The sequence below is a fragment of the Tardiphaga sp. 42S5 genome (genome assembly GCF_034044155.1).
In the GTDB taxonomy this organism is placed as follows: domain Bacteria; phylum Pseudomonadota; class Alphaproteobacteria; order Rhizobiales; family Xanthobacteraceae; genus Tardiphaga; species Tardiphaga robiniae.
Window position 1 is genome coordinate 3078053 of record NZ_CP139027.1, and the last position, 13479, is coordinate 3091531.

Consider the following 13479-nt stretch of genomic DNA (forward strand, 5'->3'; position numbering starts at 1 on the left):
GGATTCCGGCTTGGCAACCCGGAGGTGCCGCGCTCCGGCAGTGGCAACAAGGAGATACGGGAGGGATAAGAAATCCTCATGGCTGCCCCACGTTTTTCTTCGGCGCTCTGGTATACCAGACGCGGGACAAGCCGTTTGAAAGGTGCTATCCGGGCGTTTCAATAAAAATGGACTCCCTGGGAAGGACGAGACATGACCGTGCACACCGGAAGGCATTTCCTGCAGATTCCTGGCCCGACCAACGTACCCGACCGGGTGCTGCGGGCGATGGATATGCCCACGCTGGACCATCGCGGTCCCGAATTCGCCGAACTCGGTCTCCATGTCATTGCTGCGATGCAGCGTGTATTCCGGACCAAGCAGCCGGTCATCATCTATCCGTCCTCGGGCACCGGCGCCTGGGAAGCCGCCATTGTCAATACGCTGTCGCCGGGCGACAAGGTGCTGATGGCCGAGACCGGCCAGTTTGCCACGCTGTGGCGGGGCCTCGCCGAGAAGTTCAAGCTCGATATCGACTTCGTGCCGGGCGACTGGCGCCACGGCGCCGATCTCGCCGAGATCGAGAAGCGTCTCGCCGCCGACAAGTCGCACGCCATCAAGGCCGTGATGATCGTCCATAACGAGACCTCGACCGGTTGCGTCACCCATCCGCAGGATGTCCGCAAGATCATGGACCGCGTGAAGCACCCCGCGCTGCTGATGGTCGACACCGTCTCCGGCCTCGGCTCGCTCGAATACGAACATGACGCCTGGGGCATCGACGTCTCCGTCGCCGGTTCGCAGAAGGGCCTGATGCTGCCGCCGGGTCTCGGCTTCAACGCCGTGTCCGACAAGGCGCTGGCCGCCTCCAAGGCCAACAGCTCGTTCCGCTCCTATTGGGACTGGGCCGAAATCATCGCCGCCAACAAGCTCGGCTCCTGGCCCTATACGCCCGCGACCAATCTGCTCTATGCGCTGAAGGAAGGCGTGGCGATGCTGGAGGAAGAGGGGCTTGAAAACGTGTTCGCGCGCCACAAGCGCCACGGCGCCGCCGCTCGCGCCGCCGTCAAGGCCTGGGGCCTCGAGACGGTTTCCATCGAGTCGCATGATCACTCGCCGGCACTGACCGCTGTGCTGATGCCGGACGGGCACGACGCCGACAAGTTCCGTAAAGTGGTGCTGGACAATTTCGACATGTCGCTCGGCACCGGCCTCAACAAGTGGAAGGGCAAGATCTTCCGCATCGGCCATATCGGCCACTTCAACGATCTGATGCTGATGGGCACACTGGCCGGCGTCGAGATGGGTCTCGAACTCGCCAAGGTCCCCCATCGCGCCGGCGGCGTGATGGCAGCGATGGATGTGCTGACCGGCAAAAGCGTGGTGCCGATGACCAAGGCTGCGGTGGCTTAAAGGCCACGAAATCCCGTCTTTGAGGCCTAACAATCTACTGGAGGCTGGAGCATAATCGCTCCAGCCTTTTCAACATGTTGCGGCGGAATGCTGCACCAGAGGACGAATCACATGAACGCACCAACGCCCGCCACTGAAGACCTGCTGTATTCCGTCGAGAACGGGATCGCCAAGATCACCTTCAACCGCCCGCAGGCGCGCAACGCGATGCTGTTCTCGATGTATGAGCGGATGGCGGAGATCTGCCAGGCCGCTAATGAGGACCGCTCGATCAAGGCGATCATCCTGACCGGCGCCGGCGACAAGGCCTTCGCCTCGGGCACCGACATCTCGCAATTCCGCGAGTTCAAGACAGCGCAGGACGCGCTCGATTACGAAGCGCGGATCGACCGTGTGCTCACCGCGCTGGAGACCTGCCGGGTGCCGACCATCGCCGCGATCGCCGGCGCCTGCACCGGCGGCGGCGCCGGCATTGCCGCCTGCTGCGACCTGCGCATCGGTACGGCTGCCACGCGCATGGGCTTCCCGATTGCCCGCACCCTCGGCAACTGCCTGTCGATGTCCAATATCAGCCGCGTGATGGCGCTGGTCGGACCGGCGCGCACCAAGGACATGATCTTCACGGCGCGCCTGATTGAGGCCGACGAGGCACTGGCACTCGGTCTGATCAACGAGATCGTGCCCGATGTCGAGACGCTGCAGCGCCGCGCGCTGGAACTCGCGCAACTGGTGGCCAGCCACGCGCCGATCACTCTCGAAGTGACCAAGGAAGCCGTGCGCCGGCTGCGCCCGACCCTGACACGCGAGGAGGGCAAGGATCTCGTGCTCAAGGCCTATATGAGCGAGGATTTCCGCGAGGGCATGGATGCCTTCCTGAACAAGCGCAAGCCAAACTGGCAGGGCAAGTAGGGCGAGAGGGAATGGCGGCGGGATGGTCCGTGCGGACGTTCCCGACCGCTCCGGCGCGGATGGGCAGCCGCGTCGGCTGCCGCGACACGGCGCCAGCGCCTTACAGGCTGTCGACGGCCTTGATGAAGTTGGTGACATGCGGCGATTCCAGCCACTCGTCGTTGCTTTCGAGGATGACGTAGTCCACGTCGAGCAGAGCCTTGCCGAAGTCTTCGCGCACCACGTTCGGAACATGCACCTGCTGTTCCGATGTTCCGGTGTAACGGTAGGTAGAGTTGAAATAGTAGTAGAGCCTGGCGTTCCCGATCAGTCCTTGCTCGCTCAGGAGCCGCATCGGCCCCCACATGAAGCTGGAGCCGATGAAGATGGCATTGATCGGCTTGCCGCGGGCGGCGATGCCGAACCGGGCGTGCGGCGATTCCGCGGCCAGCTCATAGGGCAGGTTCAATAGGGCGCCCGCATCGGCTTCATCCCATCGCGGCTTTCGATCGGTTCGCACGTCACGTAGTTCGAGCTGGCCGATCGCGCGACCGCCTTTGGCTTCCAGCAAAGCGAGCAGCGCACGCACGGTGTAAAATTGGCCGATGTCGTTCCAGTGACCGCCATATTTGCCGAACATTATGGGCGTCTTGGGCTCGGCGTCGAGCAGGGCATGGGCATTGACGAAATTGACGCCGTTGCGCGTCAGTTCCTCCGCGAAGCGATCGTGGAAGCGCGGAGTGGTGGATGGCTTGCAATAGCCGGGCGCATATTCCGGATAGATCGCCGCCTTGTTCGGACTCATAACGTAGACAAACGTTTTACCGAGGCTTTCGAGCTTCTGCTGCGCGCGTTTCAGGCCGATGGCCATCTCCGCCGAAAGTCCGGGATCGCGACGCAGGCACCAGTCCGTCAGCATCGGTGGGCCGAACAGATAGCCGTCCCGACCGATCAGAAGGCCCGGCACCTTGGTGCGGCCGGCCCAGTAGTCGAACATGTTATTGACGCGGATGAGGAACTCGCGCGGCGCGCCCATCCGCTCGGCGAGCCATGGTTCGATGCCGGATTGCCCTTGACCGTCCCAGAAGCTCTGGGCGTCAAGTGCCGGTGTTTTCGCGTTGATAACCGCACCCACCAGTCTGTTCCGGCGCAGTGCGTCCCACTGCGGTGAATCGCTCGTCTGGGCCAGCAGCGCCAAGCCAGGCGCCAGAACGAGGACGGCGACACCGAGCAGGAACAGAATGGATTGAACTGACCGCATCGTTCAGAACCGGAAATAGATGAAGGGTTGAAACGACGACGTATAGACGTGGCCGAGGCTCCACGCCGTCGCGGCCCACAGAAACACATGCTGCGTCGCGCGAACCAATGGCTCCGACAGCGACGCTGTCCAGCGTCGGACCTGTTGCAGCGGAAGGAACGACAACACGAAACCGACAGCGAGCAAGATGTAGACGTCGGTAGTCACCCACAGATCGGGCAGTCCGGAGACACGGGTCGGATCGGCCATCGCGCCGAGAAATGCGAAGGCCTGGGAGATCGTCGTGGCACGAAACAAGACCCAGCCTATAAGCACCAGAAAAAAAGTCGCGGCGATACCGACCAATGACGGCAAACGCGGCCATGCGCGCTCGCGCGCGATGCGATCAAGCGAGACGAATAGGCCATGATAGGCGCCCCAGAACACGAAGGTCCAACTCGCACCGTGCCAGAGCCCGGATGCGAGGAAGCAGATCCACAGGTTCAAGGTTACCCGCAGGCGCGATCCATGATTTCCACCGAGCGGGATATACAGATAGTCGCGGATCCAGGACGACAACGAAATATGCCAGCGCTGCCAAAAATCGCTAAATCCTATCGCCAGATAAGGCTGATTGAAATTCTCCTTCAGGCGAAAGCCGAGGACGCGCGACAAGCCGACGGCCATGTCTGAATAGCCCGAAAAATCAAAATAGATCTGAACTGTGAAGCACACTGCGCCAAGCCAAGCATCGGCGAAGCCGAGCTGCGCAACCGGTGCCGAGAACAGCTTGTCGACAAGCGGGGCCATCGTATCCGCGATCAACACCTTCTTGGCGAGGCCGAGCAGAAACCGCGTCGCGCCGGCCTCGACATCGTCAAGCGACACCCTGCGCTGTTCGATCTGGGCGCGAATATCGTGGTACTGAATGATCGGTCCTGCAAGCATCTTCGGAAAGAAGAAGACAAAGAATAGATAATCGAAGATGGATTGCGCCGGCGACGTGGTGCGCCGATAGACATCGACCAGATAAGTAATCTTTTCGAAGACGATAAATGAGATGCCAAGCGGCAGCAGTATCTGCATGATAGGAAGGCTGCTGGCGCCGAAGAGCGCACCCAGTGTTTCTACGAAAAAGGCGGCATACTTGCAGTAAACCAACAGGGTCAGATTGGCTGCAATGCCGGCTGTAAGCAGCAGCTTCTGTATGGAGACGTTTGGAGTACGCGCGATGCCCGCTGCGAGCAGGTAGTCCAGCATTGCCGAAACAATAACGACTCCGACAAATTTTGGCTCGCCCCACGCATAGAACATTGCGCTAGCCGTCAGAATGATCCTGTTCGCGAACGAACGGAATAGTAACGACAGGCCAATGACGACCGGCGCAAAGATGAAAATGAAGATGACTGAATTGAAGGGCATCGGTCGATCGGCCGGGGTCCGAGGTTGCCATTGCGCTGCATGACGACCGAAGGCCGCACCGCAATGTTTCTGCCCATTACAAGCAATGGATCGAAAAGTCTATCAATTGCGGGCACTTAGACGGCCTTGGCCGCCATTGTCCCGCCTGTACGCGTATATTCCATTCAATATGCTGTTTTCATTATCTTTTCTTCGGCGCCTCGAATTGCGAAAATATCTGCGGGAGGCTGCCCTGCGGCGCCCAAAATTTATCACCCCTGACCAAAGTTCAGCGGGGCCGCAGCGCGGCATGCTTGAAGTCGCGCCCGATACCCCGCACAATAGAATCAATGAAGAATAGCGGGCGCCTAATGCTCGCTTCAGGTCTACAGGGAAGAAACCAATGTCGAAGTCGATCAGGGCCAAAGCTGCGCTTGCAGCCGTGCTCGCCAGCGCGCCCATCCTCTCATCGGCCACATCGCCGGCCATGGCCTGGGAGCCCACGAAGCCCGTCGAAATCGTCGTTGCAGCGGGCGCCGGCGGTGCCTCCGACCAGATGGCGCGCATGATGCAGGCCGCGATCCAGAAGAACAATCTGATGAAGGCGCCGGTGGTGGTGTCGCTCAAGGGTGGCGCATCCGGTGCGGAAGCGCTGATCTACATGAAGTCCAGCGACGGCGACGCCAATAAGGTGCTGATCGCCTATTCGCTGATCTACATGCTGCCGCTGTCCGCCAAGATTCCGTTCAACTGGCGCGACCTCACACCGGTGTCCGTCGTCGCGATGGACCAGTTCGTGCTGTGGGACAATGCGGGTGGCGCCAAGACGGTGAAGGAATTCATTGCGGCGGCCAAGGCTGCGTCGTCGCCGTTCAAGATGGGCGGCACCGGATCCAAGCGTGAAGACCATGTGCTGACGGTGTTCATGGAAAAGCAGACCGGCGCCAAGTTTTCCTATCTGCCCTACAAGTCGGGCGGCGAGGCGGCGACGCAGCTGGTCGGCAATCACACCGAAGCCAACGTCAATAACCCCAGCGAGAATCTCGAAGTCTGGCGCGCCGGTCAGGTGCGCGCGCTCTGCGTGTTCGACAAGGAACGCATCTCCTACAAGACCAAGGTCACCGAGACGCAATCGTGGAACGACATCCCGACCTGCAAGGAAGAGGGCCTCGACGTGCAGTATCTGATGCTGCGCGCCATGTTCCTGCCCGGCAAGGTGACGCCCGAGCAGCAGGCTTTCTATGTCGACCTGTTCGAGAAGGTGACCAAGACGGCCGAATACAAGGACTACATAGAGAAGCAGGCGCTGAAGCCGATCTTCCTGAAGGGGGCGGAGATGCTCAAGTTCCTCGAAGAGGACGATGCGCTCAACAAGTCGCTGATGACCGAAGCGGGATTCGTGGCGAAGTAAGCCAATGACTGTCATGCCCCGCGAAAGCGGGGCATCCAGTAAACATCGACAGCGAGAAAGCCACTGACGGCTCCGCATACTGGATCACCCGCTTTCGCGGGTGATGACAAGTTTCTTTGATGTACGAGTGTGCATCCTTTCTCCATCCTCAGAAACCTTGCCCATGTCCAACACCGACCTCGAAATCATCGTCGAAGACCCCACCGCCCCGGAGGACGACTCACCCTCCGTCGTCAGCACACGCACCATCGAGATCATCGTCTCGCTGGTCCTGCTGGCACTGGCCATCGTGCTTGGCTTCGACAACTGGCGCACCGGCATCGCCTGGGATTCCACGGGGCCTCAGCCCGGCTATTTCCCGTTCTATCTCTCGGTCATTCTCGGTGGTGCCAGCCTCTATGGACTGATCGCGACATTCTTCGCCCGCAGTGGCGGTTCCGACACTTTCGTCACCCGCGCACAATTGCGGCGCGTGGCGCTGGTGTTCATTCCCACCGCATTGTTTTGTCTCGCCACGCAGTTTCTCGGCATCTATGTCGCGAGTTTCGTGCTGATCGCCGGCTTCATGCGCATGGTCGGCAAGATCGCGCTGTGGAAGTCGCTGCTCACCGCCTTCGTGTTCACCGCGATCATGTTCGTCACCTTCGATGTCGCGTTCGACGTCATCATGCCGAAGGGGCCGATCGAATCGGCTCTCGGTCGCTAGGACTACTGAAATGGAAGCGTTCGGACTGTTGATGCACGGCTTCGCCGTGCTGATGACCTGGAAGATCATCTCGCTGATGGTCGTGGGTCTCGTGCTCGGCATCTTTGTCGGCGTGCTGCCGGGCCTCGGCGGCCCCAACGGCGTCGCCATTCTGTTGCCGCTGACCTTCACCATGGATCCGACCTCGGCCATCGTGATGCTGTCCTGCATTTATTGGGGCGCGCTGTTCGGCGGCGCCATCACCTCGATCCTGTTCAATATCCCCGGCGAGGCGTGGTCGGTGGCCACGACCTTCGACGGCTATCCGATGGCGCAGCAGGGCAAGGCTGCGGAGGCGCTGACGGCGGCGTTTACCTCGTCCTTCATCGGGTCGCTGGTGGCGGTGATGCTGATCACATTCCTGGCGCCGATGATTTCATCCTTCGCGCTGAAATTCGGCCCGCCGGAATTCTTTGCGGTCTATCTGCTGACCTTCTGCTCCTTCGTCGGTCTCGGCCGCGAGGCCAAGCACAAGACCGTCATCTCGATGGCGCTGGGGCTGCTGATCGCCGGCATCGGCATGGACACGGTGTCGGGCAATCTGCGCATGACCTTCGGCTCGGACAATCTCCTGCGCGGCATCAACTTCCTCGTCGCGGTGATCGGCCTGTTCGGCATCAGCGAAATCCTGCTCACCATGGAAGAGCGCCTCGCGCTGCGCGGCCACGCCGCCAAGATCAGCCTGCGCACGGTGCTCAAGGTCTGGATGGACCTGCCGAAATACTGGGTGACGCTGCTGCGCTCGTCGGTGATCGGCTGCTGGCTTGGCATCACGCCGGGCGGCGCCATTGCGGCATCCTTCATGGGCTACAACCTCGCCAAGCGCTTCTCCAAGGATCCCGAAAGCTTCGGCAAGGGACGCATCGAGGGCGTGTTCGCGCCGGAAACGGCCGCCCACGCCTCCGGCACCGCAGCGCTGCTGCCGATGCTCGCGCTCGGCATTCCAGGTTCCGGCACCGCGGCGATCCTGCTCGGCGGCCTGATGGTGTGGGGCCTCAACCCAGGCCCGCTGCTGTTCGTCGAGCACAAGGACTTTGTCTGGGGCCTGATCGCCTCGATGTATCTCGGCAATGTGGTCGGTCTCGTCATCGTGCTGACGACCGTTCCAGTCTTCGCCTCGATCCTGCGCGTGCCGTTTGCGGCCGTGGCCCCGATGATCGTGGTGTCCTGTGCCATCGGCGCCTATGCGATCCAGAATGCGATGTTCGACATCTGGCTGATGCTCGGCTTCGGCGTGGTCGGCTATGTCTTCAAGAAGATCGGCATTCCGCTCGCGCCGTTCACGCTGGCGCTGGTGCTCGGCAGCCGCGCTGAGGATGCGTTCCGCCTCGCAATGATCGGCTCCGGCGGTAGTGTCGGTGTGTTCTGGTCCAACGGCCTGGTCGGCACCATTACCACGCTCGCGATCACGCTGTTGTTCTGGCCACTGATCGATCGTGCCTTTACGGCCGTTGCACGCATCTGGCGGCCGACGCCGGTGACGACGTAAGTCGGGCTCGCGCCTGGCTGGATGGAGGCCTAGTCCGGCAATGACGGCTGCGCGAGATATGCCAGCAGCTTTATCTCGCGGCGTCCGCGGGTGACAGTGTCGAGCACGAGGCCCGACGAAAATGAGAGCACGCCGACGATCATCAGGCCGGTCGAGAGCACGGCGGTGGGCAGCCGAGGCACCAAACCTGTTTCCAGATAGGTGACGGTGACGGGAATCGCGAGGCCGATGGAGACGATGCCGAAAAACAGGCCAATTGTGCCGAAGAAGCGCAGCGGCTTTTCCGAACGATAGAGCTTCATGATGGTGCCGAGGATCCGGAAGCCGTCCTTCCACGTGCTGAGCTTGCTGATGGAGCCCTGCGGTCGCGCGAAATACGGCGTCTCGATTTCAGCGACCGGGAGTGCGAGCTGCAGCGCATGAACGCTCAGTTCGGTCTCGATCTCGAAACCATCGGACAGCACCGGGAAGGATTTGACGAATCGTCTCGAGAATACGCGATAGCCTGACAGCACATCCTTGAAGTTCTGACCGAACGTCATTGACAGAAAGCCGGTGAGCAGTGAGTTGCCGGTACGGTGGCCAAGGCGATAGGCGGCAACCTGCTGTTCGATGCGGCGGCCCACCACCATGTCGAGGCGATCGTTTAACAGCGCTTCGATCATTGTTGGTGCGGATGTCGCGTCGTAGGTCGCATCGCCATCTACAAGAACATAGACATCGGTATCGACGTCACCGAACATGCGGCGGACGACATGACCCTTGCCTTGACGCGGCTCGCTGCGAACAATCGCACCCGCCTGCGAGGCTACTTCGCGCGTGTGATCTGTCGAGTTGTTGTCGTAGACATAAATCGTGGCGGCCGGCAGCGCCCTGCGGAAATCGTTCACGACTGTTGCGACTGCGACCTCTTCATTGAAGCAGGGGATCAGGATAGCCACGCGGGGCGGTGCGGTCATGGAGCCTTCCTGCAGGTTCGACGGGCAGCACGATCTCCGATCGACTGCGCCTGGACGAAGATGTGCTCCCGATTAATGCAGCCCATGGCGTTAATTTTCACAGTATTTGGCAGCTCGCCACCTCAGACCACCTTGCCACGTCGCAATTCGGCGATCTCTTCGGTATCAAAGCCAAATTCGGCAAGTAGCTCCTCCGTCTGCTCGCCGACTTCTGGCGGCCGAGCGGCCATGTGGCTCGGCGTGCGTGACAGCGTGAAGGGCTGACCGACCAGCGTGATCTTGCGGTTCTGGTCGTTGGGAACGTCTTGCGCTAGGCCCAGATGCTTGACCTGTGCATCTGCGAACATCTGGTCGACGGAGTAGATGGGCCCGCAGGGCACGCCGGCGGCATTGAGGTCGTTGACCCATTCCTCGGTCGACCGCTTCTCGGTGCAGGCGCTGATTGCGGCGTTGAGCGCGTCGCGGTTCTTCGAGCGGGCAGGGCCGGTGGCGTAATCGGGATGGGTGACCAGTTCGGGGGCGCCGATCGCCTGGGCGCAGCGCTCCCAGATCTTGCCGCCGGTGGTGGCAATATTGATGTAGCCGTCGGACGTCTTGAACACGCCGGTCGGGATGCTGGTCGGGTGGTTGTTGCCGGCCTGCTTGGGCACGTCCTGTTCCATCAGCCAGCGCGCGGCCTGGAAATCCAGCATGAAGATCTGGGCCTGCAACAGCGAGGTCTGGACCCACTGGCCCTGGCCGGACACATCGCGTTCCAGCAGGGCCGTAAGGACGCCGAGCGCGCAGAACAGCCCGGCGGTGAGATCAGCCACGGGAATGCCGACCCGCATCGGGCCTTCGCCGGGGGCGCCTGTGATCGACATCAACCCGCCCATGCCCTGGGCGATCTGATCGAAGCCCGGCCGCTTGTGATAGGGGCCGTCCTGGCCGAAGCCGGAAATGCTGCCATAGACGATACCGGGATTGATCGCCTTCAGGCTCTCATAATCGATGCCGAGTCGGGCTTTTACATCCGGGCGAAAATTCTCGACCACCACGTCGGCCTTCTCGACCAGTCGCTTGAACACCGCGAGACCGCGCGGGTCCTTCAGGTTCAGGGTCATGGCCCGCTTGTTGCGATGCAAATTCTGGAAGTCCGAGCCCTGCCGCGGGCCGCCGGGCTGTTCTCCCGCGGCGTCGTCGCTCAGCGCATCGATCTTGATGACATTGGCCCCCCAATCCGCGAATTGCCGCACCGCCGTCGGACCCGAGCGGATCCGGGTCAGGTCGAGCACGGTAAAGCGGGAGAGGGCCTGCGAGGCGCGCGGGAAGGGCATTCAGAGGGCTCCGGGATGACGCAAGATGGGCCGAGACACTACCCTTTCGCGCAAACCGGCGGGCTTGTCATGCCCCTGCCGTCGCCGGCGGGGCGTGCATCCCGCGCAAAAATCCAAATAACCGGGGTGCCGCATCTGGTTGCAATTGGGTGCCGAACTCGCGCAACAGCTGGGACTTTGATCTAACCATTTGAATTATAAGGAATTATTTGAATTTCGTGCCTTTGAAAGTATTCTTTTGGCACTTATCGTTTTCGCGGTCCGCTATACGCTGGCGCTGCGGGTGATGGCCTGCCGGGCGATGTGCTGCATGGAGAATTATTCAGTGCGACGGAGCGCGCTAGCAGGAGGCAACGCTGTGCCGGCTGGTAAACATCCAACGTTACGTCCACAACGCACTGACACCGACGCAGCGCTAGCGCATCATCGATTCATGCGGGTTTGCTGAATGCGGGACGGTTGGATCAATCAATTCAGTCAATAGCCTGTCCAGGCGTTGCGGAGCCGCAGGTCGGCGACGACCTGTCCGAGACTGCGAGTAAAATCAGCTCCGCGATCCATACGTTCGACGTCGGAATCGACGATCGCAATCCAGTCGTGTTCAGCGGATCGATCAATGTTGATATCGAAATCGGCTGGCCACCAATCAGCCTGACGCTGATTGATGAGTGCGATCAGCTCCGCGGTGGTCTTCTTGGGTCGATTGACAAATTTCATGCGCGTGTCGCTAACGGTTCCTACCTGCGTCACGTTAGCAGGGAAGCAAGATCGAATCCAGCCAAAGTGCCGTCCTGCGCTACAAGCGTTGTGGTCTCAGTTTGCGATGGATCCCTGTTTCGCCGGCGTCTGAGCCCGCGGTCGAACATAGACACGGTAGGGGATTCCGAGAATTTCCGTGGAGTAAATCAAGCTGCAATGCTCGTTGGTCCATTGCGCGAGCTCACCCCAATACTCCTTGATTTTGGTGTTTATGGGGTAGGGGTGTGAACGGTCGATGTATGGATCGGTTAGCACTATGACATCACTTTCTGCCAGCAGTCGGCGTGCATCGTCACGCGAAGTGGCGAAAATACCGTAGGCGCCGTGGCCCAACAGACCGCTGACCTCCAGATTTCTGTGAAGCTGCTCGATGCTGTAGAGCTTGGGAACCGAGGCGTTCTGATAGTCGACGACACGATCAACCGACATCGAGATGTGATCAAGATGATTGTCGGCAGCATAGCGCGCGATTGTAGTGGCCATGAGCGCAATGCGATCGAGATCCGCACGTGAGGCTAGATTTTTCGTCGATAATCCCCGGATGCCGAAGGCAAAAAGCCCTACCGTCATCGCGAGTATGGCAACGTTGAACATCCCCAGCGACGGCAGCCGGATCGTTACGCCGCGCGGCCAGATCGTTGCGCCGAATAGAACCATCATGAGGATGACAGGAACAGTTGCGATGCCGCCGACGACCGGCGACTTGGAGATATTGACGGTCAAAATGGCGAGGGGGATCAGCACTGCGAGGCCGAGCGCCACAAATTCCTGTCCGAAGGTCGGTAGTCGTCCGAGCACTTCACGAATGGTCACACGATCACGCGCGAATGACCACCACGCAAGTGCAAGTGCCAGTATCCATGTCAGAGGACCAATATGAGCCTTCAAGATGGACTTTGGGTAGTAGAGGAGGTGCTCCGCGAGACTGCCGATGCCGAGCTCGTTTGCACGAATGAACTTCTCCTCTCCGAGCACGTGGCCGATCATGTAGTAGCCGTAGATCGCGTCTCGCGAGAGATACAGCCGGGGCAGGCAAGCGGCGGCGACGATCACGCCGCACAGTACGATGTTGCGTGCGCGTTGTTTGGCGAGCTCTTTCCGATCGAGCGCCAGGGACCGCCAGATGGCAACGATGTTGATGAGCAGCAGCGCGCCGAGAACGCCGGCGATATAGATGATGGTGAAGAAGCGGCTGTAAACCAGCAGGATGCCGGCCAGCGCCACCAGAACGACCTTGCCAGTATTCTGAAACGCGCGGGACCAAACAACCAGGCAACACCAGATGCCGTAGAGGCAGAGCGCCGAGAAATCGATGCGGTAATCGTAGATACCGCCCGCAGCGTTGAAGATAGTCGTCGTGCAAAGCAGGAGTGCCATTCCTGTCCAGGCAAAGGCCGCACTGCTCACGGACCGGATGACGCCGAACAGCACCGCCTGAAGCGCAATCAGATATATGAGATTGATGCTGAGTATCGTCGTCCGATTGGCTCCGCCGAGCAACGACAGCAGGCCCCCTTGCAAGACAAAGGTCGATCCCGTTGCGCTAAGAGGCTGGAATAGTTCCTCAATGAATGCCTGCATGCCCCGGACATGCGCAGCGTGGATCAGATCGTAGGTCGACAGATAGTAGGACAGCTGATCATAGGTCGGCGGATAAAACGGCGCGACGCTGCGCGCAATATGGACATAGAAGATCGCTGCCTCGAGGACAAACAGTGCGATCAGGAGAATGGCATGGAAATGTCGCGCGGGGATTCGAGCGGATTCAGGACAATCGTTCAAATACAATCCGCCGTGGCTGGTGTGATAAGGAGCGCACTATAGCGACCTCATGCGCCGGGGCCAACAATGTCTGGCTATAACGGCGCGTCACCCTGTC

General features: G+C 60.4%; 11 protein-coding genes. 5 read left to right on the forward strand and 6 right to left on the reverse strand.

Going from position 1 to position 13479, the window contains the following annotated elements:
• Window positions 1–192: 192 nt before the first annotated feature.
• Entirely contained in the window at window positions 193–1392 is a 1200-nt protein-coding gene (locus SFY93_RS14340; protein WP_320447583.1) for a pyridoxal-phosphate-dependent aminotransferase family protein, read from the forward strand.
• A gap of 111 nt (window positions 1393–1503) precedes the next feature.
• Window positions 1504–2301 carry an enoyl-CoA hydratase/isomerase family protein gene (locus SFY93_RS14345; protein WP_320447584.1) on the forward strand — a complete coding sequence of 266 codons (798 nt, stop codon included), beginning with the start codon at window positions 1504–1506 and terminating at the stop codon, window positions 2299–2301.
• A 100-nt stretch (window positions 2302–2401) separates the two neighbouring features.
• Here SFY93_RS14345 and SFY93_RS14350 read toward each other — a convergent pair whose 3' ends face one another.
• Entirely contained in the window at window positions 2402–3478 is a 1077-nt protein-coding gene (locus SFY93_RS14350) for an alginate O-acetyltransferase AlgX-related protein (RefSeq protein ID WP_320447585.1), read from the reverse strand.
• Window positions 3479–3544: 66 nt separating this feature from the next.
• On the reverse strand, window positions 3545–4942 hold the full coding sequence (locus SFY93_RS14355; RefSeq protein WP_320447586.1) for an MBOAT family O-acyltransferase: 1398 nt from the start codon (window positions 4940–4942) through the stop codon (window positions 3545–3547).
• A 382-nt stretch (window positions 4943–5324) separates the two neighbouring features.
• Between SFY93_RS14355 and SFY93_RS14360 the strand changes: the two genes are divergently transcribed.
• The 3 genes from SFY93_RS14360 to SFY93_RS14370 all read left to right on the forward strand — a co-directional run bounded on the left by SFY93_RS14360 (window position 5325) and on the right by SFY93_RS14370 (window position 8566).
• Window positions 5325–6332, forward strand: a complete 1008-nt coding sequence (locus SFY93_RS14360; protein ID WP_320447587.1) for a Bug family tripartite tricarboxylate transporter substrate binding protein — start codon at window positions 5325–5327, stop codon at window positions 6330–6332.
• A gap of 163 nt (window positions 6333–6495) precedes the next feature.
• Window positions 6496–7038, forward strand: a complete 543-nt coding sequence (locus tag SFY93_RS14365) for a tripartite tricarboxylate transporter TctB family protein (RefSeq protein ID WP_231077510.1) — start codon at window positions 6496–6498, stop codon at window positions 7036–7038.
• A 10-nt stretch (window positions 7039–7048) separates the two neighbouring features.
• Complete coding sequence (locus SFY93_RS14370; RefSeq protein WP_089267956.1) at window positions 7049–8566, forward strand: tripartite tricarboxylate transporter permease; 1518 nt, start codon at window positions 7049–7051, stop codon at window positions 8564–8566.
• Between the two features lie 29 nt (window positions 8567–8595).
• On the opposite strand, the gene SFY93_RS14375 is transcribed toward SFY93_RS14370, so the two are convergent.
• The 4 genes from SFY93_RS14375 to SFY93_RS14390 form a co-directional block, all read right to left on the reverse strand.
• Window positions 8596–9525: a glycosyltransferase family 2 protein gene (locus tag SFY93_RS14375; RefSeq protein WP_320447588.1), complete on the reverse strand. Its 930-nt coding sequence runs from the start codon at window positions 9523–9525 to the stop codon at window positions 8596–8598.
• A gap of 122 nt (window positions 9526–9647) precedes the next feature.
• A complete protein-coding gene (locus SFY93_RS14380; RefSeq protein ID WP_320447589.1) occupies window positions 9648–10841 on the reverse strand; it encodes a CaiB/BaiF CoA transferase family protein in 1194 nt (397 codons plus the stop codon).
• A gap of 477 nt (window positions 10842–11318) precedes the next feature.
• Window positions 11319–11558, reverse strand: a complete 240-nt coding sequence (locus SFY93_RS14385; RefSeq protein ID WP_139069959.1) for a hypothetical protein — start codon at window positions 11556–11558, stop codon at window positions 11319–11321.
• Between the two features lie 96 nt (window positions 11559–11654).
• The gene (locus SFY93_RS14390; RefSeq protein WP_320447590.1) at window positions 11655–13382 is read right to left on the reverse strand and encodes a hypothetical protein; all 1728 of its coding nucleotides are present in this window, start codon (window positions 13380–13382) and stop codon (window positions 11655–11657) included.
• Window positions 13383–13479 lie beyond the last annotated feature (97 nt).